The organism is Janthinobacterium sp. BHSEK (genome assembly GCF_056174685.1).
In genome coordinates this window covers 34,171-57,219 of the sequence record NZ_JBWBYV010000010.1, presented here as the reverse complement: position 1 = coordinate 57,219, position 23,049 = coordinate 34,171, and the positions used below count along the sequence as shown (strand labels likewise).

22 protein-coding genes and 4 tRNA genes are annotated in these 23,049 nt (G+C 64.3%); 9 read left to right on the top strand and 17 right to left on the bottom strand.

Going from position 1 to position 23,049, the window contains the following annotated elements:
- Positions 1 to 8 precede the first annotated feature (8 nt).
- The 3 genes from AC0V2Y_RS04050 to AC0V2Y_RS04040 all read left to right on the top strand — a co-directional run bounded on the left by AC0V2Y_RS04050 (position 9) and on the right by AC0V2Y_RS04040 (position 2,197).
- A complete protein-coding gene (locus AC0V2Y_RS04050) occupies positions 9 to 674 on the top strand; it encodes a hypothetical protein (protein WP_475414022.1) in 666 nt (221 codons plus the stop codon).
- A gap of 10 nt (positions 675 to 684) precedes the next feature.
- Positions 685 to 1,482 (top strand): DUF6624 domain-containing protein, encoded by a 798-nt coding sequence (locus AC0V2Y_RS04045; protein ID WP_475414023.1) that lies wholly within the window; start codon positions 685 to 687, stop codon positions 1,480 to 1,482.
- 208 nt (positions 1,483 to 1,690) lie between these two features.
- Positions 1,691 to 2,197, top strand: coding sequence for a P-loop nucleotide/nucleoside kinase family protein (locus AC0V2Y_RS04040; RefSeq protein ID WP_475414024.1), 507 nt, complete (start codon positions 1,691 to 1,693; stop codon positions 2,195 to 2,197).
- Here AC0V2Y_RS04040 and AC0V2Y_RS04035 read toward each other — a convergent pair.
- Both AC0V2Y_RS04035 and AC0V2Y_RS04030 read right to left on the bottom strand, forming a co-directional pair.
- Complete coding sequence (locus AC0V2Y_RS04035; protein ID WP_475414025.1) at positions 2,194 to 3,339, bottom strand: alpha-hydroxy acid oxidase; 1,146 nt, start codon at positions 3,337 to 3,339, stop codon at positions 2,194 to 2,196. The two genes, AC0V2Y_RS04040 and AC0V2Y_RS04035, sit on opposite strands and share 4 nt — an antisense overlap.
- A gap of 92 nt (positions 3,340 to 3,431) precedes the next feature.
- Positions 3,432 to 4,388 (bottom strand): phytanoyl-CoA dioxygenase family protein, encoded by a 957-nt coding sequence (locus AC0V2Y_RS04030; protein ID WP_475414026.1) that lies wholly within the window; start codon positions 4,386 to 4,388, stop codon positions 3,432 to 3,434.
- Positions 4,389 to 4,503: 115 nt separating this feature from the next.
- Between AC0V2Y_RS04030 and AC0V2Y_RS04025 the strand changes: the two genes are divergently transcribed.
- Positions 4,504 to 5,376 (top strand): helix-turn-helix domain-containing protein, encoded by an 873-nt coding sequence (locus AC0V2Y_RS04025; protein ID WP_475414027.1) that lies wholly within the window; start codon positions 4,504 to 4,506, stop codon positions 5,374 to 5,376.
- 55 nt (positions 5,377 to 5,431) lie between these two features.
- Here the strand turns inward: AC0V2Y_RS04025 and AC0V2Y_RS04020 are convergent.
- From AC0V2Y_RS04020 to AC0V2Y_RS04005, 4 genes are all read right to left on the bottom strand, one after another.
- Positions 5,432 to 5,508: transfer RNA gene (locus AC0V2Y_RS04020), tRNA-Arg, on the bottom strand.
- A gap of 159 nt (positions 5,509 to 5,667) precedes the next feature.
- Positions 5,668 to 5,744 (bottom strand) — tRNA-Arg (locus AC0V2Y_RS04015).
- 78 nt (positions 5,745 to 5,822) lie between these two features.
- Positions 5,823 to 5,899: transfer RNA gene (locus tag AC0V2Y_RS04010), tRNA-Arg, on the bottom strand.
- 82 nt (positions 5,900 to 5,981) lie between these two features.
- Positions 5,982 to 6,058 (bottom strand) — tRNA-Arg (locus AC0V2Y_RS04005).
- A gap of 428 nt (positions 6,059 to 6,486) precedes the next feature.
- Here AC0V2Y_RS04005 and AC0V2Y_RS04000 point away from each other — a divergent pair.
- Positions 6,487 to 8,994 carry a hybrid sensor histidine kinase/response regulator gene (locus AC0V2Y_RS04000; protein ID WP_475414028.1) on the top strand — a complete coding sequence of 836 codons (2,508 nt, stop codon included), beginning with the start codon at positions 6,487 to 6,489 and terminating at the stop codon, positions 8,992 to 8,994.
- Positions 8,995 to 9,300: 306 nt separating this feature from the next.
- Complete coding sequence (locus AC0V2Y_RS03995; protein ID WP_077406388.1) at positions 9,301 to 10,284, top strand: GGDEF domain-containing response regulator; 984 nt, start codon at positions 9,301 to 9,303, stop codon at positions 10,282 to 10,284.
- Between the two features lie 78 nt (positions 10,285 to 10,362).
- Here AC0V2Y_RS03995 and AC0V2Y_RS03990 read toward each other — a convergent pair whose 3' ends face one another.
- The gene (locus AC0V2Y_RS03990; RefSeq protein ID WP_230540731.1) at positions 10,363 to 10,758 is read right to left on the bottom strand and encodes a hypothetical protein; all 396 of its coding nucleotides are present in this window, start codon (positions 10,756 to 10,758) and stop codon (positions 10,363 to 10,365) included.
- Between the two features lie 310 nt (positions 10,759 to 11,068).
- Between AC0V2Y_RS03990 and AC0V2Y_RS03985 the strand changes: the two genes are divergently transcribed.
- Together AC0V2Y_RS03985 and AC0V2Y_RS03980 are read left to right on the top strand one after the other, a co-directional pair.
- Positions 11,069 to 11,782, top strand: a complete 714-nt coding sequence (locus AC0V2Y_RS03985) for a sensor histidine kinase (RefSeq protein WP_475414029.1) — start codon at positions 11,069 to 11,071, stop codon at positions 11,780 to 11,782.
- A gap of 76 nt (positions 11,783 to 11,858) precedes the next feature.
- Positions 11,859 to 12,374 carry a DUF6265 family protein gene (locus tag AC0V2Y_RS03980; RefSeq protein ID WP_475414030.1) on the top strand — a complete coding sequence of 172 codons (516 nt, stop codon included), beginning with the start codon at positions 11,859 to 11,861 and terminating at the stop codon, positions 12,372 to 12,374.
- 42 nt (positions 12,375 to 12,416) lie between these two features.
- Here AC0V2Y_RS03980 and AC0V2Y_RS03975 read toward each other — a convergent pair whose 3' ends face one another.
- The 4 genes from AC0V2Y_RS03975 to AC0V2Y_RS03960 form a co-directional block, all read right to left on the bottom strand.
- The gene (locus tag AC0V2Y_RS03975) at positions 12,417 to 13,715 is read right to left on the bottom strand and encodes an NAD(P)/FAD-dependent oxidoreductase (protein ID WP_475414031.1); all 1,299 of its coding nucleotides are present in this window, start codon (positions 13,713 to 13,715) and stop codon (positions 12,417 to 12,419) included.
- A 15-nt stretch (positions 13,716 to 13,730) separates the two neighbouring features.
- Complete coding sequence (locus AC0V2Y_RS03970; RefSeq protein ID WP_475414032.1) at positions 13,731 to 14,222, bottom strand: hypothetical protein; 492 nt, start codon at positions 14,220 to 14,222, stop codon at positions 13,731 to 13,733.
- 93 nt (positions 14,223 to 14,315) lie between these two features.
- Positions 14,316 to 15,062: a transporter gene (locus AC0V2Y_RS03965; protein ID WP_475414033.1), complete on the bottom strand. Its 747-nt coding sequence runs from the start codon at positions 15,060 to 15,062 to the stop codon at positions 14,316 to 14,318.
- Positions 15,063 to 15,154: 92 nt separating this feature from the next.
- Positions 15,155 to 16,750 carry a methyl-accepting chemotaxis protein gene (locus AC0V2Y_RS03960; RefSeq protein WP_475414034.1) on the bottom strand — a complete coding sequence of 532 codons (1,596 nt, stop codon included), beginning with the start codon at positions 16,748 to 16,750 and terminating at the stop codon, positions 15,155 to 15,157.
- On the opposite strand from AC0V2Y_RS03960, the gene AC0V2Y_RS03955 reads away from it, so the two are divergent.
- Positions 16,728 to 16,958, top strand: a complete 231-nt coding sequence (locus AC0V2Y_RS03955; RefSeq protein ID WP_475414035.1) for a hypothetical protein — start codon at positions 16,728 to 16,730, stop codon at positions 16,956 to 16,958. The genes AC0V2Y_RS03960 and AC0V2Y_RS03955 overlap by 23 nt on opposite strands.
- A gap of 34 nt (positions 16,959 to 16,992) precedes the next feature.
- Here the strand turns inward: AC0V2Y_RS03955 and AC0V2Y_RS03950 are convergent, their stop codons facing one another.
- From AC0V2Y_RS03950 to AC0V2Y_RS03925, 6 genes are all read right to left on the bottom strand, one after another.
- The gene (locus AC0V2Y_RS03950) at positions 16,993 to 18,375 is read right to left on the bottom strand and encodes a multicopper oxidase family protein (protein ID WP_475414036.1); all 1,383 of its coding nucleotides are present in this window, start codon (positions 18,373 to 18,375) and stop codon (positions 16,993 to 16,995) included.
- Positions 18,376 to 18,377: 2 nt separating this feature from the next.
- Complete coding sequence (locus tag AC0V2Y_RS03945) at positions 18,378 to 19,748, bottom strand: TolC family protein (RefSeq protein ID WP_475414037.1); 1,371 nt, start codon at positions 19,746 to 19,748, stop codon at positions 18,378 to 18,380.
- A 1-nt stretch (position 19,749) separates the two neighbouring features.
- Positions 19,750 to 20,115, bottom strand: coding sequence for a hypothetical protein (locus AC0V2Y_RS03940; RefSeq protein ID WP_475414038.1), 366 nt, complete (start codon positions 20,113 to 20,115; stop codon positions 19,750 to 19,752).
- Between the two features lie 113 nt (positions 20,116 to 20,228).
- Positions 20,229 to 20,669 (bottom strand): hypothetical protein, encoded by a 441-nt coding sequence (locus AC0V2Y_RS03935; protein ID WP_475414039.1) that lies wholly within the window; start codon positions 20,667 to 20,669, stop codon positions 20,229 to 20,231.
- 33 nt (positions 20,670 to 20,702) lie between these two features.
- A complete protein-coding gene (locus AC0V2Y_RS03930) occupies positions 20,703 to 21,248 on the bottom strand; it encodes a hypothetical protein (protein WP_475414040.1) in 546 nt (181 codons plus the stop codon).
- A gap of 135 nt (positions 21,249 to 21,383) precedes the next feature.
- On the bottom strand, positions 21,384 to 22,958 hold the full coding sequence (locus AC0V2Y_RS03925; protein ID WP_475414041.1) for a diguanylate cyclase: 1,575 nt from the start codon (positions 22,956 to 22,958) through the stop codon (positions 21,384 to 21,386).
- Positions 22,959 to 23,049: the final 91 nt, after the last annotated feature.

Here is a 23,049-nt window from a genome sequence, read left to right as displayed (position 1 = left end):
GAACAGACATGGCGTTTTTTTCACGCGAGTACGAGGTATTCCTGCTGCTGGCCGCGCCCGATGCCATACCGCTATGGGATGCGGCGCAATGGACGCCGTTTGCCGCCAGCCTCGACGGCCTCGTGGCGCAGGCGCAGGCGCGGGGCAAGGCTGGCGTGCGCAGCCATCAGTACAATCCCAAGGGCAAGTCGATTCCCTTTGGCCGCCTGGGCTGGGACGCCAAATCGCACGCGAAGTGGACGCACACGTCGGCCACGACGCAAGCGCGCTTCATGAGCCTGGAAGCGTGGGCGCCCACCTGGACCGTCTGCGAAAAGGACGACCAGGCGCCCGATGTGTTCCTCGCCCTGGCCAATGAATCGCTGCTGGGTCTGGCAGGCAAAACCTTGCAGTTCAGCCAGCGCCTGGTGTGCGCCATCGCCACGGACATGGGCCCGGAAGCGGCCGCCACCTTGCGGCAAGCGCTGGCGCAACTGGCCACGCAGCAAGGTGCCGTCGTCTTCGCCCATACGCGCCGCCAGTGGGGCCGCGCCTCGTCGTACGGCGGTTTCACGGGTGCCGTCCAGGACATGCTGATCGGCGGCCTGTTCCAGGCCGACGACCCGCATGCGCGGCCGCTCGATGACGCCGCGTTCCAAGACGTGTGGAGCAAACTCGACATCCACCATGCATGAACGGACTCCCATGCCACGCCTGACCTGCGCCATCCTGCTGTGCTGGAGCATCCATGCGGGCGCCTTCGAACTGCGCGGCACCATCCGCAGCAACGGCGCGCCGCTGCCGCAAGCCATCAGCATCGTTGCCGAGCGCATGCACGGCGAGCCGCAGATACATGGCACGGTCGAAAATGGCCGCTACCGCATTGAGGTACCGGAAGGCAGCACACTGGCACTGCTGCTGCAATCGCCCGGCTGGGAAGCGGAGCCCAAGCTCATCTTCAGCGCGGCCACGGCCGGCGCGCTGGACTTCCTGCTGTATCCGGCGACCGTGCCCGAAGCGGCGCTGGCGCAGGAGTTGCTGGCCATGGAAAAGGAAGATGTGGCCGCGCGCACGGATTGGCCTGCGACCGGGTCCGATATGCAGGCACGGCAGCGCATGCGCGAGACGGACGCGAAGAACGAAGCGAGGCTGCGCCACATCATCGCCAGCAAGGGCTGGCCCACGCAAACGATGGTCGGCTACAAGGCGGCGGGCAGCGCCTGGCTGATCGCCCAGCATGGATCAAATGTCTTCCTCAAAAGCAGCCTGGTCCTGATGCGCGCAGCAGCGGCACGGGGGGAGATCACGCCCTCGAAGCTGGCACTGGCGATCGACCGCGACTTGAGCAATGACAATCTGCCGCAGCTGTACGGCAGCCAGTTCCAGACTGGCAGCGACGGCAAGAGCGCCGCCTTCCCCATCGACGATCCGCAGCGCCTGGAGCAGCGCCGCGCCAGCATGGGCATGGAACCGTATACGCAGTACCAGCAATTGTTCGAGTAAAGACCAAGCATTGACAGCGCCATCCATCGCATGGCATTGTTGCTCCATGCAATCGATACACCGCCCCCTGCCCTCCATTATTGCCGCCATTCCAACGAGGGTGGCTGGGCAGGAATGAGATTGCCAAAGCCGCCTGCAAGGCGGCTTTGATCTGCAACAAACAATCAAGACGTCTCGCAGGTTTTATTTTTCACTTTAGCGAGCGACCATGCACACCACTTCCAGCACCCCGGCTACCCCCACCTTGCACCTCGTGTGCGGCAAGATTGCCTCGGGCAAATCCACCCTGACCAGCCAGCTTGCGCAAGCGCCACATACCGTGCGCATCAGCGAAGACAGCTTGCTGGCGCAGCTGTATCCGGGCCAGATCGCCAGCCTGGCCGACTACGCGGCGTGCGCGGCGCGGCTGCGCGCGGCCATCGCGCCTCTGGCCCTGCAGATGCTGCGGGCGGGCGTGTCCGTCGTGCTCGATTTCCCCGCAAATACGCCCGCCAGCCGGGCCTGGATGCGCGCACTGTTCCAGCAGGCGGGCGTGCCGCACGTGCTGCACTACCTCGACGTGACGGATGAGGAATGCAAGGCGCGCTTGCGCCAGCGCAATGACAGCGGGCTGCACCCGTTCTCCACCAGCGACGCGCAATTTGATGAAATCACGCGCCACTTCGTGCCGCCGCAGGCGTCGGAAGGCTTTGATATCGTGCGGATTGCCGCCTAAAACGTCCCCGGCAGCAGGATTTTTTTATCTACCTGCTGCAAATCGCGCAAGCCGCAAAAGGCCATCGTCAGATCGAGTTCGTTGCGGATGATGTCCAGGCATTTGGTGACGCCCGGGCCGCCCATGGCGCCCAGGCCATACAAGAATGGGCGGCCGATGTAGACGCCCTTGGCGCCCAGCGCCACGGCCTTGATCACGTCCTGGCCCGAGCGGATGCCGCCGTCCATATGCACTTCGATCTGGCTGCCGACGGCGTCGACGATGGCGGGCAAGGCTTCGATCGACGATTGCGCGCCGTCCAGCTGGCGCCCGCCGTGGTTCGAGACGATCAGCGCGTCGGCGCCGCTTTCCACTGCCAGGCGCGCGTCTTCCGGGTCCATGATGCCCTTGATGATGAGTTTGCCGCCCCAGCGCTGCTTGATCCATTCCACGTCCGCCCACGACAGGCTCAGGTCGAACTGCTGCTGCGTCCAGGCCGACAACGACGACATGTCCGACACGGACGTGGCGTGGCCGACGATGTTGCCGAAACCGCGGCGTTTCGTGCCCAGCATGCCCGCCACCCAGCGCGGCTTGGTGGCCATGTTGAGGATGTTCGGAATGGTGAGCTTGGGCGGCGCCGACAGGCCGTTGCGCAAGTCCTTGTGGCGCTGGCCCAGCACCTGCAAATCCAGCGTCAGCACGAGCGCGCCGCATTTCGCCGCCTTGGCGCGGTCGATCAGGCGGTTGATGAATTCGCGGTCTTTCATCACGTACAGCTGAAACCAGAACGGTTTGCTCGTGTTCGCCGCCACGTCCTCGATCGAGCAGATGCTCATGGTCGACAGGGTGAACGGCACGCCGAAGCACTCGGCTGCCTGCGCCGCGAGGATTTCGCCATCCGCATGCTGCATGCCCGTCAAGCCCGTGGGCGACAGGGCCACCGGCATCGACACGGCCTGCCCCACCATGGTCGAGGCCAGGCTGCGGTTTTCCAGGTTGACGGCCACGCGCTGGCGGAACTTGATCTTGGCGAAATCGCTGTTGTTGGCGCGGTACGTCGATTCCGTCCAGGAGCCGGAATCGGCGTAGTCGTAAAACATGCGCGGCACCCGTTTCTGGGCCAGCACGCGCAAGTCTTCGATGCAGGTGATGATACTCATGCGTTTCCTCGGTCGATGGCTAGTCAAGCCATGATCGTGCATTTGCCGGCAATTGTCTATCCGGCAGGCAAGCCTGGCGGACAGGGCGTGGCTTACCAGTCGCGCGCGCCGAGGATCTGCTCGCCCAGCGCGGTCAGGCGCGCCTGCGGGTAGCGCAGCTTTTCCTTTTCCTCGGGGTCGCCGGGAAACGCGTAGCCCTGCGGCGCGCTGCGCTCGCGCCAGCTTTGCACGCGCCAGTCGCGCAGACTTTGATTGTCTTCCTGGGCGGGCGTAAAGGAAATGTATTGCGCCAGGCGCACCTGGTCCGTCGACGTGTTCGGGCGGATGCCGTGCGCCAGCAGGCTGTTGAAGATCAGCAATTCCCCCTTCTTCATGGCGATAAATTCCATCGGGTACGGCACCGTCGCCAGGTCCGGCTGCCATGGATTGCGGTCTTGCGGCACCGTCTTGCGCCAGCTCAATAAGTTATTGAACAATTCCGGATAGCACTGGAAACCGCCGCTCTCGGGCGAGGTGTCGGACAGGGCCAGCACGCCCTGCACGTTGACGGGCAGCGGGTCGAGCGTGGTGTCCGCATCCCAGTGGATGAAGCCGCCAAACTTGCGCTTGCCATGGTTCGGCGTGTTCAGGTTGGCGCGGTCGATGGTCACCCACAAATCCTGGCGGTCCCAGATATCGACGAAGGCGTCGTAGACGCGCTGGGTCTGGCGGTTATCCCACAGGGTCTGGTTGTGATAGGCCTCGACCATGCCGGAACCGTTGAGTTCCTTCATCGCGTGGTCGCGCAGCTGGTCCCGGTTCCAAGTGGCGGGATCGTGCTGGTCGAGTCCTTGGAATTCCCACAGGAAATCTGTCGTGCGCCGTACCTGCTCGGGCGACACGGCATCCTTGACGATGACATAACCATAGGTTTGCCAGTGCAGGAAATCGCTGTCGGACAGCACGCGCAAGGGCAGCTGTTTGCGGATATCGCGCAACTGGGTCTGTTCCGTGTAGGCCACGGACGGGTTGCCGGGACGGTCTTCGCCGTATTGGTATGGGTTCTGCATCGCTGTCTCCTGTGTGGGTGTGAGACAGATTGTGCGATGGCATGGCCGGCTGAAATGCGCGCCAAGCGGCCAATACTGATACTATCCTGACCACTCACAACCTCAAAACGTCATAATGACGCCTTTATTCGAACAAGTCACGATTCCGGCGGGCCATTCCTGGGGCTTGCTGTGGCGCGAACTCGATGCCATTCCCTTCATCTGGCACTACCACCCGCAGTTCGAGCTGACCCTGACGGTGAATGCGCGGGGGCAACGCTACATCGGCGACCACCTGGGCGATTTCGAACCGGGCGACCTGGTGCTGCTGGGACCGAATTTGCCGCACACGTGGTCGGCCAGCGAGCGCATCGACAGCAGCCAGCCGATGCTGGCCGTCGTCGTGTGGTTTTCATTGGAGTGGCTGGAACGGCTGGCGGCCTGCTTTCCGGAGTTGCACAGCTTGCGGCAGCTGGCGGCCCGCGCCGGGCCTGCCCTGCATTTTTCGCCGCGGACGAGCGCGCGCTGCGCCGGTCAGCTGCTGCGGCTGAACGCCCTGCCCGTGCCGCAGCGCTTGCCGCTGCTGCTCGACGTGCTGCTGGAACTGGCGGGCGATACGGGCGCGCGGCCGCTGGCCTCGACGGCGCAGGCGCCGCTGCCCGATGGCCAGCACAAGCGCATGGCCGGCGTGTTCGATTTCATGCACGCGCATTTCCGGGAAGAAATCGCGCTGGAAACCCTGGCGCAGCGGGCGGCCCTGTCGCTGGGCGCGTTTCACCGCTGTTTCAGGCGCCACGCGCATTGCACGCCGGGCGAATACCTGGCGCGGCTGCGCATCGGCCGCGCCTGCCAACAGCTGATCGAGAGCAATCTCGCCATCGCCGTCATCGCGCAAGAGGCGGGCTACCGCAACCTCGCGCATTTCAACCGCCAGTTCCGCGCCACCAAGCACGTCACGCCGCGCGCGTTTCGCCTGCAGTACCGTCGCGGCGCCAAAGGCCTATCGTAAATCCGTTCGAAAACGAAAAAGGGGATCAGATTTTACAATCTGACCCCCGATATTCTGGTGCGGCTGGCAGGAATTGAACCCACGACCCCTTGGTTCGTAGCCAAGTACTCTATCCAGCTGAGCTACAGCCGCCTAAGACAAGATTATAGCAGGGCTTTGCAGAATGGCAAAGGGCGCAGTGCGGATATTTCACAATTGCCCAGGCCGCCAGCATGCACGCTGTCCGCGCGCCGCCATGACGAAAAAAAGCCCGGAGAGCGGACTCTCCGGGCTTTTCTCTACTGCTGATACTGGTGCGGCTGGCAGGAATTGAACCCACGACCCCTTGGTTCGTAGCCAAGTACTCTATCCAGCTGAGCTACAGCCGCAAACTCTGACACACTTCGCCGAACGGCGCGAAGCTTGAAACTTTCATCAAAACGAAGCGAACTCCATTTTGGCAATACTGGTGCGGCTGGCAGGAATTGAACCCACGACCCCTTGGTTCGTAGCCAAGTACTCTATCCAGCTGAGCTACAGCCGCAAAACTTCTACAACATTCCACTAACAACATGGAGGTGAAACTTGTTACAACAAAACCAGGCAAAGTCTGATTTTCAGTATTCTGGTGCGGCTGGCAGGAATTGAACCCACGACCCCTTGGTTCGTAGCCAAGTACTCTATCCAGCTGAGCTACAGCCGCGCAGGCAAACATTATAGCGTATTCATTTCGCTTTGAAAAGTTCGATTTTTCAATCGCTTAGCTGATTTTGCAGAATACCGCCCCGCATGACCGACTACCTTTTCACTGCCAAAAAGCTCACGCCTTTTTATCGGTGGACACTTCTGCTTTCGCAGCGGCGCCCAGCGAATCGAGAAGTTGCTGTCTCGAAAGAAGCGGGATTATAGGGACTGCTTTCCAGCCTGTCCAGTGCTATCTGCAGGCGGCGCGCAAGCGTGCGGTGGCGCCGCGCCGCTTGGGGCTACAATACCAGCCAGACAGGGGCGCTTGTGCCTCCCCTAATTCATGACCGCGGGCATTTACCATCATGACCCAATTAACTGAGCTTAGCGGCGGCGGCCCGGCGGGGCAAGAGCCCGTGCGGCAGACTCACTGTTGCAGGATTTCCGATGGCCAAGCATGACCGCGAGCAAGATCTGCTTCCCCCATCAGCGCCGCTGAGCCTCTCCGACGAGCGCCTGGCCAACTTGCTGGAAGGCATTACCGACGGCTTCTGCCTGCTCGACCGCGACTGGACCATCCGCTACCTCAATACGCGCGGCGCCGACATGCTGGCGCCGCAGCACGCGCCTGGCGCCAGCCTGGCGGGCAAGAACCTGTGGCAAGCCTGCCCCGACCTGCCGGGCACGGAACTGGAAACGCAGTACCGGCGCGCCATGGCGCAGCAGCACAGCTGCAGTTTCGAACTGCTGTATCCGCCGCTGGGGCGCTGGCTGGAAGTGCGCATCTTCCCGTCCAGCGACGGCTTGACCACGTATATCCAGGACATCAGCCAGCGCAAGGCGGCCGAGGACAGCCTGCGCCAGAGCGAGGAAGACTTGCGCGCGCTGGCCAATTCCATCCCGCAACTGGCCTGGATCGCCAGCTTCGACGGCACCATTGCGTGGTACAACCAGCGCTGGCACGACTACACGGGCACCAGCGCCGAGCAGATGGCGGGCGACGGCTGGAGCATCGCCTATGACGCGCAGCATTTGCCTTCCATGCTGCAAGCCTGGAAGGCCGCCTTGCGCGATGGCAGGCCCTTCGAAATGGAGTTTCCCATCCGTGGCGCCGACGGCCAGTACCGCTGGTTCCTGACGCGCGCCAATCCCGTGCGCGACCGGGGCGGCCAGCTGCTGCGCTGGTTTGGCACGAGCACCGATGTCGACCAGGTCAAACGGGCGCAGGAAGCCTTGCGCGACGAGACGCGCGTGCTCGAGTTGCTCAACAATACGGGCGCGGCCCTGGCCGGCACCCTCGACTTGCCGGCCCTGCTGCAGGAAACCGTCGACGCGGCCACGCGCATCAGCGGCGCGCGCTTCGGCGCCTTGTATTACGACGATGCGGGCGATATCCACGACGATCCCGACGCCCTGCCCGCGGCGCGCGCCGTCAACAACGTCAGCCTGCGCCAGGCCGACGCCATTGCCACGGAACTGCGCCAGGGAGCGGCCATGCGCCAGAACGACTTGCTGGCCGCACCCGACGCCAGCGACGGCGGCGCGCCGCCCCTGCGCAGCTGCCTGAGCCTGCCCGTCAGTTCGCGCTCGGGCCTGCTGCTGGGGCGCTTGCTGCTGGGCCATCCGCAGGCGGGCATGTTCAGCGCGCGCAGCGAACGCATCGTCTCGGCCATCGCGGCCCAGGCCGCCGTCGCGCTCGACAATACGCGCCTGTACGCGGCCGCCACGCGCGCCGCCGAAGAGCGCAAGGTGCTGCTCGACAGCGAACGCGAGGCGCGCGCCGAGGCCGAGCGCACGAACCAGCTGAAAGACGATTTTCTCGCCACCCTGTCGCACGAACTGCGCACGCCGCTGTCGGCCATCCTCGGCTGGGCCCAGGTGCTGCGGCGCGGCACGCGCGACCAGGCCGACCTGCACCGCGGCCTGCAAAGCATCGAACGCAATGCGCGCGCACAGGCGCAACTGATCGAAGACTTGCTCGACATGAGCCGCATCACCTCCGGCAAGGTGCTGCTGGACCTGCAAACCATCGTGCCCGCCAGCATCATCGCCTCGGCCATCGAAACCCTGCGCCCGGCAGCCGACGCCAAGCACATCGCCATCCACAGCAGCATCGCCAGCGATGCGGGCAGGATCACGGGCGACCCCAGCCGTATCCAGCAAGTGATCTGGAACCTGCTGTCGAATGCCTTGAAATTCACGCCGCAAGGGGGACGGGTCGAGATCGGCGTGCGCCGCGAAGCTACCCGCCTGGCCATCACGGTGAGCGACAACGGCGTCGGCATCAAGAAGGATTTCCTGCCGCACGTATTCGACCGCTTCCGCCAGGCCGACGCCTCCACCACGCGCCGGCATGGCGGCCTGGGCCTGGGGCTGGCCATCGTCAAGCACCTGGTGGAGCAGCATGGCGGCACGGTCGCGGTCAGCAGCGCCGGCGACATGCAGGGCGCCAGCTTTACCGTGCGCCTGCCCCTGGGGACGCGGGCCGCGCCGGCGCGCCTGGAGGCCGGCGCCCCGTCCGCCAGCCATGACTTGCGCGGCGTCACGGTGCTGCTGGTCGATGACGAAGCCGATGCGCGCGAACTGACGGCGCGCATCCTGCGCGACAGCCACGCCGAAGTGCATGACGCCGGCAGCGTGGCGCAAGCGCTGCAACTGCTGGACCAGGTGCGCCCGCACGTGCTGGTCAGCGACATCGGCATGCCCGACGCCGACGGTTTCGACTTGCTGGCGCACATCCGCGCGCACGCTTCCCCCGACGCGGCCCGCCTGCCGGCGCTGGCCCTGACGGCGTTCGCGCAACCGCAGGACCGCCAGCGGGCGCTGGCCAGCGGCTTCCAGGCCTGGGTCTCGAAACCGCTCGACCCGGCCGAACTGCTGGCGGCCGTGGCGCAACTGGCCGCGCCGCGCGCGAGCGCCCTGCCCCCTGAACAGGACGACACAACACCGCCCTAAAAAGATGATGCAAAGAAATACATAGTGCAATACAAAATGACTATTTTCATGGGTTAGCCTTCCTACTTTCAGACGCGGCACTGTCCTACAAGCAACTAAGCCGAAGTTTGCTACACTGAAATGCAGAAGCACACCTGCACGGCAGGCTGGAGACGGCGGCCCTGGCCGGCGAGAACGTGAAAAGCGAGCTCAAGCGCTGTTGTGCGCCCTATCTTGTTGCAAGGCGCTACTATCTTTCCCACCGCCGTCAGCCCAGCATCTGCGGTGGAAGCCAGCGTTGCATAGACCGTATAACCGAGACCTTACATGCCCAGCCAAGATGAGATTTTGAAAGCCAAAATTTTGGTCGTCGACGATTCACCCGACAATGTTGACCTGATGCTGGAAATCCTGCGCGATGCCGGCTACACCAATGTCACGGCCACCATGCGTCCGGCCCAGGTCTGCCCCCTGCACCGGGAGCATTGCTACGACCTGATCTTGCTGGATCTGCAGATGCCGGAACTGAATGGTTTCCAGGTCATGAAAGGCTTGAAGGAAATCGAGCATGGCGGCTACCTGCCCGTGCTGGCCCTGACGGCACAGCCCAGTTTCAAGATCGCCGCCCTGGAAGCCGGGGCGCGCGACTTCATCAGCAAACCCTTCGACCTGATGGAAGTGCACAAGCGCATCCACAACATGCTGGAAGTGCGCCTGCTGTACAAGGAACTGGCGCAATACAGCAAGCAGCAGCAGGAACTGGCGCTGCACGATCCGCTGACGGGCTTGCCGAACCGGCGCCTGCTGGAAGACCGCATCGAGCATACCCTGCAGCAATCGGCCCGCAGCCGCGGCAAGTCCGCCATCCTGTACCTGGACCTGGATGGCTTCAAGGCCATCAACGACAGTTACGGCCACGGCTATGGCGATGAAATCCTGAAAATGGTGGCGGCCCGCCTGGTGGGCGCCTCGCGCAAGGAAGACACGGTGGCGCGCATCGGCGGCGACGAATTCGTCATCGTGCTGGGCAACCTGGCCGGCAAGGGCGATGCGCGCGAACCGGCCGCCAAGCTGATCGAAGTCATTTCCGAGCCGTATTTCATCAACGACCTGACCCTGCGCCTGTCGACCAGCATCGGCATCGCCATCTATCCGGACGACGCCAGCACCGTCGAATCGCTGCTGGGCGCGGCCGACACGGCCCTGTACGAAGCCAAGCGCGCCGGCAAGAACCGCTTTTGCTGCACGCCCCACGAGGTGATCGCCGCGCAGGTGAACATGCAGAAAAGCAGCATCCCGTCGATCGCCTGAGCCTACTTTCCGCGCGGCACGTAAAAAAACCGGCAAGCCACGTTGATGGCTTGCCGGTTTTTTCATGGCCAGGATGCTTTATTTCTTGCCAGCCGTCACTTCATGCTGGCCCGCGTGCTGGTGGTCCGTTTGCGCATCGACAGTTTCCGGCGACACTTCGATGCGCGTGATGCCGGCATCGACGGAGATCGGGTCGCTGGCGGGGAAGGTCATTTCCACGGCGTCGTCCAGCAACTCTTCCTTGGCCCGCTCTTCGCCGCTCATGCCCTCTTCATCGGCCAGGATGGCCAGCGCGCTGGCCCACTTGACGAAATTGAGGTTGGACAATTCGCGTACGGTGGTCACGCCAAACGCTTGCTGCAAGGCCTTGGCATCCTTCGCGCTGACGCCGCGCAAGGCGCTGATGGGGGCGTTGACGATGTCGCGGAAGCTTTTGTCGAGGTATTCCTTGTCGACGATGGTTTCGATATTCATGGCATGTCCTTTCGTTTCGGTAAACGGGCCTGTGCTGCGCCCTGCGCCGCGGGGCGGCTATGCTGCATGGAGAAAATGCACAGCCCCACTATGGCAGCGCGCGGCGCCCCGGTATGTGCGCAGCCGTACGTAACGGCGGGAACGATGCCCCTTGGCACCAAGAATAATATTGCCTATGATATAAAAGTGATGGGAGGAGATTAAAATTGCCGAAAAGACAGAAATTTTCCATCCATGCGCCCCGCGATGAAATCCTCATGTATGATCCACAACTTGAATTTGGTCCACCTTTCACCATTCACGGGGCGCTATGTCCGCACAAACAGATCCGAACAAGGAAGCGGCCCAGGCCGATGCGGAACGCGCCGCCGATCTCAGCGAGTTGCTGGGTCACGTCAACACCAGCTGGGACAATGAACGGCGCGCCCTGTCGCGCCAGCTGCACGACAGCCTCGGCTCGTCGCTGACGGCGCTGACCATGCACCTGTCGCTGCTGACGCAAAAAATGCCGCAGGAAGCCGCCTTGCTCGACCGCGCCGCGACCATGAAGCAATTGCTGCTGAACGTGATCGAGACCAACCGGCAAATGCAGATGAAGCTGTGGAACGACAAGCTGGAGTTTCTCGGTGTCAATGTGGCGCTGGGCGAGCTGGCCGCGCAATTTGCGGAACAGCACAAGATCACCGTGCGCTGCAGCCTGCCCGAAGATGAGTTGATTTGCCCGCGCAACGTGGGCGTGGCCCTGCTGCGCACCCTGGAAGAGGCGCTCGGCAACATCGCCGCGCACGCCCATGCCACGCAAGTGGACATCATCATCGACGACAATGACGAGGCGCTGATGATGACCGTCAAGGATAACGGCAGCGGCTTGCCGGCCAGCGGCACCGTCGAAATGAGCAAGCACGGCCTGCGCTCCGTACGCGAGCGCGTGCATTACCTCGGTGGCAGCCTGAGCCTGGCGAGCAATCCCCAGGGCGGCACGGCCCTGACCGCCGTCTTGCCGCGCATTAGCCCGAAAGAATAATCCTTGCCAGGCCGCATCGGGCCGGAACACCGCCGGGCGCCCTGATCCGCTGAACGACACAACGACAGGAGACCGCATGCAACGACTGATCCCCACCGTGCTGGCAGCGCTGCTGGCCATGGGCGCCGCCCAGGCCGCCGACAAGACCGTGCCGCCGCCGGAAACCGTGGACAAGCTGGCATGGCTGGCCGGCTGCTGGAACGTCGACGGCGCCGAGCCCGGTTCCGGAGAACAATGGAGCACGGCCGCCGGCGGCACCATCCTCGGCACCAGCCGCACCGTCAAGGGCGGCAAGACGACGGCCTTTGAATTCGTGCAGATCCGCCTCACCGACCCGGGCCAGCTGGCCTACATCGTGCAGCCGTCGGGCCAGCCGCCCGTGATCTTCAACCTGCTGCGCCAGGACAAGCCGAATGAATTCATCTTCGCCAACCTCGACAATGACTTCCCAAGCCGCATCGTCTACCGCCAGGACAGCGAGCGCATCTTGCACGCCAGCATCACCGGCACCTTGAAGGGCAAGCTCACCACGATAGACTTCCCCATGACACGGGGCCGCTGCGAAGCGGCGCCCGTCGCGCGCGGCAAATAAAAAGGGGCCTCGCGGCCCCTTTTTGCTCTGACATCAGCCAAGTTAATGCAACTTGACCTGCGGCGTGCTGCGCTTGATCAGGAAACGGCCCATGGCCATGACGGCCGTGCGCACGCTGCCCAGTACGGCGTTGTGGTGCATCAGGTGCAGGCTGACATACATCATGCGCGCGATAAAGCCTTCCACGAACCAGCTCAGGCCCTTCAGGGAACCCATCAGGGTGCCCACCGAGGTGGTGCGGCCAAACGAGACGAGCGAACCGTAATCGAGGTATTCGTACGGCTTGGTTTGCGGCGGCTTGCCCTTCGCCTGCAGCAGGAACGTTTTCAGCAGGTAATCGGCTTGCTGGTGGGCCGCCTGGGCGCGCGGCGGCACCAGCTTGCCGTCGGGCCCCATGCAGGCGGCGCAGTCGCCCAGCGCGAAGATATTCGCATGGCCCTGCACGTTGAGCATGCCCGTCACTTCCAGCTGGCCGGCGCGGTTGGTCGGCAAGCCCAGGGTAGCCAGGAATTCCGGCGCGCGGATGCCGGCGGCCCACACGCAGATGTCGGCCGCATAGCTGGTGCCGCTGGCCACCGTCACCTTGTCGGGGTCGATGGACGTCACGCGCGTATCGGTCACCACGGTGATGCCGTGCTGGTGCAGCAGTTTCGAGGCGGCGATGGAGACGCGCTCGGGCAGCGGCGCCAGGATGCGCGGCGCCCCTTCCAGCAGGGTGATGCGCACATCCTTGATGGCGTTGAGATTCTGAAAGCCATAGGCGGCATACACGCCGCTCGCTTCGCGCAATTCGGCCGCCAGTTCCACGCCCGTGGCGCCGCCGCCGATGATGACGATGTCGACGCCGGGATGGCCCGCGTCGCCCTGGCGCTGCTCGGCCATGGCCAGCAGCTTCAACAGGGTCAGACGGAAACGTTCCGCGTCTTCCGTGGCGTTCAGGGAAATCGTGTTTTCCTTGGCGCCGGGCACGCCGAAGTAATTCGAGGTGCTGCCCACGGCCAGCACCAGCTGGTCGTAGCTGACCTGGCGCTGCGGCAAGAGCTGTTCATCCTTGTCGGTGGCGATGGCGCCCACCGTCAGGCTGTTCGAAGCGGCATCGAGCGCGGTCAGGGGGCCATAGACATAGGTAAAACCATTGTCATGCGCCAGCATCTGGTACGACAGGCCCTCCTGGTGAATATCCAGGGTGCCGGCCGCCACTTCATGCAGCGACGGCTTCCAGATATGGTACAGGCGGCTATCGACCAGGGTTACCTGGCCGGGGCCGAGCTTGCGGCTGAGTTTGCAGGCCAGCTCCAGGCCGCCTGCACCTCCTCCTACGATTACGATTTTACTGTGCAAAAATCCTCCTGCGTGTTAATCCCTGTGCCCGTTACCGTTACCACGGCCGTTGCCGTTGCCGTTGCCATGGCCTTTGCCCGGCTTGTTGTCATGCTTGTCATAGTGCTTGTCATGCTTGTCATGCTTGTCATCATGACGGCTGCGGTCGCCGTAATCGGGACGGCCATGATCGCCATGTTGCTGGCGGTAACGGGGCACATACTGGTTGTTATACCAACTATCTTGAACGAAATATACCTCTTGGTTACAGGCATTATACTTGCGGCAGTGCTTGGACCAGTTTTTCGCATGGCCGGGCGGCACGCGCAAATAGATGGGCCGGGCCGAATAGTATTGCGGGCGCTGCACGATGACGGGCTGGGCATAGATCAATTGCGGCGCGGGATAGTCGCCTATGTCGAGGCGTCCGTAAAAGCCCGGCTGGCCGACGGTGACGGAGACGCCGACCTGGGCGACGGCGGCGGTAGCTGCCGACAGCAGGACGGCGGCGAGAATGAGGGTTTTCATGAGGACACTCCTTTTATCAGTTATGTCCCAATTGTAGACCTTGTGCGACCAACTGTTTGTTCGCAAGGACACATAAGGTACGCCGTGGCAAACTCACCACAGCTTGCCCAAAGGCACGACCAAGCCGCTGAACAGCGACCAGTCCGGCGACGCCGCCGTCAAGCCGCGCGCCATGCCGATATCGATGGCCAGCCGTGGCGTGGGACTGTAGGTGGCGGCCAGCAACAATTGTGCCGTGGCCGGTGCTCCGCGCAGGCGCGTGCCCGACACTTCCGCCGTGCCGCCCCAGCGCTCGCTGACGGGCGTGGAAAAAGAGGCCGCCCAGCCCGTTTGCACCCTGCCCGTGCCAGGGCCGGATGCCCCCAGGCGCGTGGCGTTCAGATTGGCGTCCACGTGCACGGCGCCCAGGTCGCGGCTGAGAATGCCGTTCAGCGAGAGATCGCTCTTGCCGCTGCCGATGCTGTCCTTGGCCGTGGGCAACTTCCAGCCCAGTTCCAGGCCCAGCGCCGTGGCGCCGTCGAGCAAAAAGGCGCGCTTGAGCACCACCGTCGTGTCGCCCACGCCCGTTTCGCGCCGGCCCGTACCGTCGCGCGCGCGCACGAAGCCCTCGCCTTCGAGCAACACACCCCATGCGGGCGTGAACGCCAGCTTGAAGGTGTACGGCAGGCTGGCGCGGCGCGTGTCGTCCGTTTTCGACAGCAGGCCGCCCGCCTCGAATTCCAGCTGGCCCGGCACGGGCAGCTGGGCGGGACTGGCGACGGAAGGCCGGTAAGGCAGGACGGGATCGCCCTGCTGCGCCTGCGCCACAGGCGCCAGGGACAGCAGAAATAAGCAAAGCAAGCGGGGAGACGGCATGAAAGACCCGGAAGTGGCAAACGCGCAATAGCGACAGCCTACCACCGCCGCGCCGATTGCGCCCGAGCCAGCCGCTGTCAGGCCAGGCGCCGCACGTCCTGCCGGGCGGGCGGCACTGGCCGGCGCAGCGGCGTGACGTTGCTCGATGTCGGCACGGCGATGCGTTCGGCCTGGGCATGCAGGCGGAATACGCCCACGAGTTCCGTCAGGGTCTGCGCCTGGTCTTGCAGCGATTCGGCGGCCGCCGCCGCCTCTTCCACCAGGGCCGCATTCTGCTGCGTCACCTGGTCCATTTGCAGCACGGCCTGGTTGACTTGCTCGATGCCGGCGCTTTGTTCCGCGCTGGCGGCCGTGATTTCCTGCATGATGTCGGCCACCTGGCGCACGCTGGCGACCACTTCATCCATCGTCCTGCCCGCGTCATGCACGAGTTTGGAGCCGATTTCGACCTGTTCGACGGAGTCGCCGATCAGGGTCTTGATTTCCTTGGCGGCACTGGCCGAACGCTGGGCCAGGCTGCGTACTTCGGATGCCACGACGGCAAATCCCCGCCCTTCCTCGCCCGCCCGGGCCGCTTCCACGGCCGCGTTCAAGGCCAGGATATTCGTCTGGAAGGCGATGCCGTCGATGACGCTGATGATATCGACGATCTTGCGCGACGACGCGTTGATCGATTCCATGGTCTGCACCACCTGCCCCACCACGGCGCCGCCCTTGCCGGCCACGTCGGACGCGGCGCCGGCCAGCGCATTGGCCTGGCGCGCGTTATCCGCGTTCTGCCGCACGGCCGACGTCAGCTGTTCCATCGAGGACGCCGTTTCTTCCAGCGAACTGGCCTGCTCTTCCGTGCGCGACGACAGGTCGAGGTTGCCCTGGGCGATTTCGCTGGAGGCCGTATTGATGGTGTCCGTGCCCGAGCGCACCTGACTGACGATGCCCACCAGCTTGTCGCGCATGGCTTTCATGGCGAACAGCAGGCTGGTGCTGTCATGGCTGGCCGTGCGGATATCGATGGTGAGGTCGCCCTCGGCGATGGCGCCGGCGATCCTGACGGCGTACGCCGGCTCGCCGCCGAGCTGCCGCGTCAGTCCGCGCGTGATCAGCGCCCCCAGCGCCAGGCCGGCCGCCATGCTGCCCAACACCAGCGCGATCATGAAGCTGCGGCTGGCCTGGTACACGCCCGATGCCTGCTCGGAAGCCGCCTTGGCGCGCTCTTCCTTCTGCAGCGAAAGTTTATCCAGCATACCGTCGAGTTCATCGGCATGCTGGCGCGTCTTGTTGAGCAGTTCGACCAGTTGCGCGCTGCGCTGGGCCAGCGGCTCGGCCGCCGCCAGGGCCAGCGCCTGCTGCATGGTGGCAATGTACTCGGCTTCGACAGCGGTGAAGCGGGCAAACAGTTCCTTGGCGGCCGGCGTGACGAACAGCGGCTGGGCCTTGGCCAGGTAGCTTTTATTCAACTCGAGGAATTTGGCGATGTCGGCCTGGCGCGTGGCGCGCTCTTCGGCAGTGGTGGCCAGCAAGAAATTACTGCGCGCACGGCCCACCTTGATCAGGGCGATGTTGGCTTCCTTGATGTACGACAGCCCCAGCAGTTCATGGTTGTACATCTGCCCCGCCATGGTATCGATCTTGCCCATGTTGAAGATGCCGATGCCGGCCACGATGGCCCCCATCAGCGCAACGCAAAAAAAAGCCGCCAGCAAGCGCGTTCCCACCCTCATCCGGTTCAACATGATTTCCCCCATAGACTGGCCGACACTCGATGCAACTGGAGCGTACCGACTTGAATATAAAGAAAAATCGCTGAAAAAAATCCTCGGATTGTCACTAAACAACAATTCCTTGATTTATAGCAACATGCAAGACGGCTTGCCATGCTAGGCAAGCCGTCGGGTCTATCCGCGCCTGCCGGGCATCAATGCCCGCCGTGCGCCGCTGGCTTGCGCACCGTCATCTCCACGCCGCCCTTGGCCGGCGGCTTGCCCGCGCCCTGGCCGCGCACGGGTTCCGGCAAGGCGCCCGCCCACTCGTACGCCACGCTGCCTGCCGGGTGCTTGTACCAGCCCGGGTCGCGGTAATCGCCGGGTTTCTGGTCCTTGCGCACCTTCACCGTGGTAAACATGCCGCCCATGCCGATGGCGCCGAAGGGGCCGTCGCCGGCCATCATGGGCAAGGTATTGTCGGGAATCGGCATCTGCATCTCGCCCATGTCGGCCATGCCACGCTCGCCCATCACCATGTAGCCGGGCACGAGCTGGTTGACCTTCGCCGCCACGCCCTGGTGGTCGACGCCGATCATGGTGGGCACGTCATGCCCCATGGCATTCATCGTGTGGTGCGACTTGTGGCAGTGGAAAGCCCAGTCGCCCAGGTCCGTGGCCGTGAATTCCACGGCACGCATCTGGCCCACGGCGATATCGGTCGTCACTTCGGGCCAGCGCGATTCGGGGCGTGTCCAGCCGCCATCCGTGCCCGTCACCTCGAATTCATGGCCATGCATGTGGATCGGGTGGTTGGTCATGGTCAGATTGCCCACGCGCACGCGCACCTTGTCGCCCTGACGCACGACCATGGGGTCGATGCCGGGGAAGACGCGGCTGTTGAAGGTGAACAAATTAAAATCCGTCATGGTCATGATCTTCGGCGTGTAGCTGCCGGGATCGATGTCGTAGTTGCTGAGCAAGAAGACGAAATCGCGGTCCACCTTCATGACATTCGGGTCTTTCGGGTGCGTGACCCAGAAACCCATCATGCCCATGGCCATCTGCGTCATTTCGTCCGCATGCGGGTGGTACATAAAGGTGCCGGGCCGCTTGGCGACGAATTCATAGACGAAAGTCTTGCCGGGAGGAATGCCCGGCTGGGTCAGGCCCGTGACGCCATCCATGCCGTTCGGCAAGCGTTGGCCATGCCAGTGCACGCTCGTGTGTTCCGGCAACTTGTTGGTGACAAAGATGCGCACCCGGTCGCCCTCCACCACTTCGATGGTGGGACCGGGCGACTGGCCGTTGTAGCCCCACAGGTTCGCTTGCATGCCGGGCGCCAGTTCGCGCACGACGGGTTCGGCCACCAGATGGAATTCCTTGACGTTGTTGTTCATGCGCCAGGGCAAGGACCAGCCATTCAGGGTGACGACGGGGTTGTACGGGCGCCCGTTCGGCGGCGGTGGCGGCGCTTTCGTGTCCGCGCCGGCCATGCTGACGGCTTCCGGCAGGGACGCCGCCCCCACGCGGCTGACCGCTGCCGCACTCAGGGCGACGGCGCCCGCATTCATGAAAAAGTTTCTACGTGTAATCATCATTATTCCTTTGCCGCAGTTGCCACACCTGGGCCGCTGCCATTGATGGCCGATTGCAATTCAGTTTGGGCGATCCAGAAATCGCGCTGGGTCTCGATCGCGCTGTTCACGCTGGCAACCTGCTCGCGCGCGTCGGCCAGCAGTTCGAAGACGCTGGCCAGCATGCCGTTGTAACGCAGCAATACTTCATGCGAGATCGTCTTGCGCAGCGGCACAACCTCATCGCGGTAGTGGCGCGCCAGATCGTAGGCCGTGCGGTAGCTCGAATACGCCTCGCGCACCTCCGAGCGGGCCCGCACCGCCGTGCCCGCCGTGCGCTGCAGCGACTGCTCGTACAAGGCTTGCGCCTTGGCGTTGCGCGCCGAACCCCAGTCGAACAGGGGCAGTTCCAGCGATACTTCATAGCCGTTTTCGCGCGGCGCCTCGCTCGTGCTCTTGTTGCTGTAGCCCACGTCGAGCACATTGACGAAACCCGTCACCTTGGACAGGCCCAGCGCGTCGGCCGTCGCATGGGCGTCGAGTTTCGCTCTTTGCACGTCGAGCCGCTGCTCCATCGCCTGCGCCTCGATATTGCCGGCCTCCGCCGCCCGGGCCGGCAAGTCTGGCAGGCGCGACGGCAAAGTAAAGCTGGTCTGCTTGCCCCACAAACCCAGCAAGCGCGTCAGGTGCTCGCGCGTGGCGCTGGCCTGGTGGCGCGCGCGGGCCAGGTCGCTGACGGCGTCCGCATAAAACACTTGCTGGCGCGCCTGGTCGAGGCGGCTCCAGTTGCCCGCCTGCCGCAGGCGCGTGGCCAGTTCGGCGCCCGCCTCGGCCGACAGCAGCGCGCGCTGCATGAATGCTTCCGTCTGCACGGCGGCCACGGCATTGAAGTAGGCGCGGCGCGTCTCAAGCGCCAGCTGCACGGCGCTGCCGGCGGCCTGCAGCTTGGCTTGCTCGAAACGGCCCCGCTCGATATTCACGCGCATCGGCATGGTCAGCAGTCCCGCCAGGTCGAAGCTGACACCCCGGTCGATTTCATTGCCGTGGCTGCCGTGCGAGCGGCCGAACGACAGGCCGGGATTGCGCAAGCGCCCCGCCTGCACCAGGTCCGCCTCGGACGCGCCCAGTTCGGCCAGCGCCACCTTCATGCCGCGGTTGTTCATCAGGGCGATGCGCACGGCGCTGTCGGCGTCCAGCGGCTGAGCCAGCAGGGAGGCCAGTTTTTCTTCGCCGCCCTTGTCCGTCAATGCCGCCGGGGCGCCCGTGCGGGCGTCGGCTAGCGCGGACACCGCCTGCATGCCGCCATCGGGGCTGAAGCTGGCGCAGCCGCTGAGCAGCAAGGCGGCCGCCAGGGCCAGCGGCGTCAGGCAAGTTGATTTTGTGAAACGTGCCATCTCAGTGTCCTTCATGCTGGTGTTGCGGGGCGGGCTGGGCGGCCGGCTTGGCATCGGGCTTCTCCATCGGCATCTTGTGCCCTTCCATCTTGTGCCCTTCCATCTTGTGGCCGTCCATCTTCATCATGCCCATGTGGCCGCCGGCCTTGCCGACCTTCTCGTTGACGGCGCGCCAGGTCTGGTCGGGCGTGGCGTCCTCCTCGGCGGCGGGACGGTAGCCGGCGAAGGCGGAGCGATAGGTGGGGGCCGGCACGGGCGCTTGCGCGTCTTGCGGGGCGGATGGGGGCCGCGATTGCGCGGCGGCGGCCAGCGGCAGCGAGGCAAGCGCAACGCCGGCGGCCAGCGCGAGGCTGAATAATTGCTTCATGGTATTCCTTGAATGACAGGGTATGGCGCGGCGGGCGCGCGACTGGAACGCTGGCGCGGCCAAAGCAACGTGCAGGGACGTGCGACGACGGCACCGCCAGGTTCAACGGGCGGTCAGGCGGAGCGCGTGCTTCTCGGGGGACGTTCAGGGCCGGAGGGGATGTGCCCGGCGAACAGGGAATCGGGCGCCAGCGCCGGGGGCGGCGCGCGCAGGGTCAAGGCGTGCAAGGCAGGCATGCCCGGCGGCGCCGTGGCGCCCACCGTGCAGGCGCCATGGTTGCTGCAATCGTGGCCAGGGTGGCCGGCGCCGGCGCCGGCGCCGCCATCGTCCATGGCCATGTGCAGCGGCTGGTCCTGCATGTGGGACATGCCGGCCATGTCGCCCATGTCGTGGCACTGGGGCGCCTGCATGGCCTCGGCGGCGACCGTGACCGCTGCCGCCCGCTCATCCACGCAGCAGCTGCGCATGGCCGACGCAAAGCCCTGCAAGGGCAGCGTGACGGCAAGCAGCCAGAGCAGCGAGCGGGCGAGAAAGCGGAAAAAGGCACGGTTCATGGCAGGACTATAAACCTTCCCACATGAGGAAGGTCAAGTGCCTATTTGATCTCGCCGGCCCTGCGTCAGCCAGATAATGTAGGTGCCGTAGTAGCCCTGCCCTTCCAGGATGACCTGGCCATCGGCAAAATAGATTTTCTCCACTTTATTGACGGTAAAATACGCGCGGCCATCGGCCGCCTCCACGTCGCCCAAGCAACGGGCGCGGGGCCGGCAGTAGCCGCTGGCGCGCCCGATGGCCCACATCAGGTCGCCGATCATGAAGTCGTCAATCATGTCGGCCAGCAGCGGCCGGTGGCCCGCCAGCATGGCCGTGATGTCGGGATAGCCGGCCTGCATGAGCTCGGGCAAGTCGCTTTCCTCGTGCTGCAGGTCGTCTTCGCGGCAATCCTGCACGAAACTGTTGAACGGTTCGTCGAGCAGTCCCGCGAGCGCCGCTTCCGGCACGCTCAGGCGGAACGGGTGCAGCGGCAGCACGCTGTGCTGGCCGTAATTGAGTTCGCGGCAGTCGAGCAAGGCCAGCGGGTGGGGCTGATCACGGACCTCGCAGCGGATGCCAAGTTCTTGCTCAAACGTCATCAATATTCACCGTCGCCATGCACTTTGTCCCCGTTGTACACCATCAGGGCCATATGGTAAGCGCTGGCGGGAAAACGGGACAGGCTCAGATGCAACAGAAAACAACGGATCAGTTCATCCCGCGCGGCACGCCCGTCAGGCGGGTTCCGTGATGCCCACGCAATTGCGGCCGTTTTCCTTGGCCACGTACAGGGCCGCGTCGGCGGCCAGCAGCACCGCGTCCGTGCTGCGCTCGCCGTGCGACGACGAGACCACGCCCAGCGAGACCGTGATGGCGCCCGCGCCGGGAATCACGGCGGCGGCCACCTTGGCGCGCAGGCGCTCGGCCACCTGCATGGCCACGTCCAGGTCCGCATCGGGCAGCAGCATGATGAATTCGTCGCCGCCATTGCGGCACAGTACGTCGGCATCGCGCGAACAGGCGCGCATCAGCTGCGCCAGGCGCAGGATGACGTCATCGCCCACGGCATGGCCCCAGCGGTCGTTGACTTGCTTGAAATGGTCGATATCGATGGCGATGACGGAAAACGGCCGCGCCTGCGCCTGCCAGGCGTCCAGCGCCGCCGCCATGCCGCGCCGGTTCGACAGGCCCGTCAGCGGGTCCGTCTCCACGTCCGTCTTCAGCTTGCCGATCTTGTTCTGCAACAACGCCAGCCCCTTCAACAGGGCTTTCTTGATCTGCGCCGCTTCCACATACCACGAGCGGATGGCGGCGATGTGTTCGGCCGTGCCGGGCGCGTCCATGCGCCGCGCCCCTTCGGCCAGCTGCACCAGGGGCCGCGAAATCAGGCTGGCCAGCCACCAGATGAATGGCAGGCTCAGCAAGGCGATCGGCAGGGAATGCCATACCGTGTCGGCCATCAGCTGGTTCAGCGGGGCCAGGGTCATGGCCGTGGGCCGCTGCGCCACGATGCCCCAGCCCGTCGACGGCATGACGGCGTAGCCGGCCAGCATGTCCACGCCCAGGCTGTTGTCCATGCGCCGGTTGCCGCCGCCCCGCTGCGCGATGATGGCGTCGATCACTTCATTGCGGCCGGCCACGTCGCCCAGGCGCTCGGGGTCCGGGTGGTACAGCAGGCGCCGGTTCTGGTCGACCACGTACAGATACGAACCGTCGCGGTAATAATGCTGGCCCAGCATGGTGTACAGGATGTTTTTCTGTTTCAGGTAGATGCTGCCGCCCACATAACCGAGGTAGCGGCCATCCTTGCCAAGGATGGGATGCGAGACGAAGACCACCAGGTTGCCCGCCGAGGAGACGTACGGCTGCGTGACCAGCGGGCGCCGTTCGCGCAGCGCCTGCGCGGCGCCGGCCGAATCGAGCGTGCGGTTTTTCAGTGCCAGGGTTTCCGGCGAGACGCCCAGCACCTTGCCCTGGGCATCGACGATGAGCACGGAATTGAAGCTGTTCGTCTGCAGGCGCAGGCGCTGCGCTTCTTCCGTCAGCCATTGCTCGTCGCCCATGCGCGAGGGCAGGCTGCCGGCGCTGTAGGCCAGCTGCTGGCGCGCCGACTGCAGGAAGTCCTCGGCCGTGCTGGCCAGCTTGCTCGCGTAGGCGTGGTTCGCTTCCAGGGTGGTATCGATCAGCAGCTGGCGCTGCACGCTGTAGCTGGCATAGAAGGTGTTGGCCAGCGACACCAGGGCGCTGGCGAAGGCCACGAGCACGATCAAACGGCGCAAGTTCATGCGCGGAACAGGTTTAGTCCACATGGAGTCGGCAGGAAATTGGAAAGTATTGCGCTAAAGAAAGAGCGCATTATACCGAGACAGCCGTGGCAATATTGAAATCCTGGCATCGTTG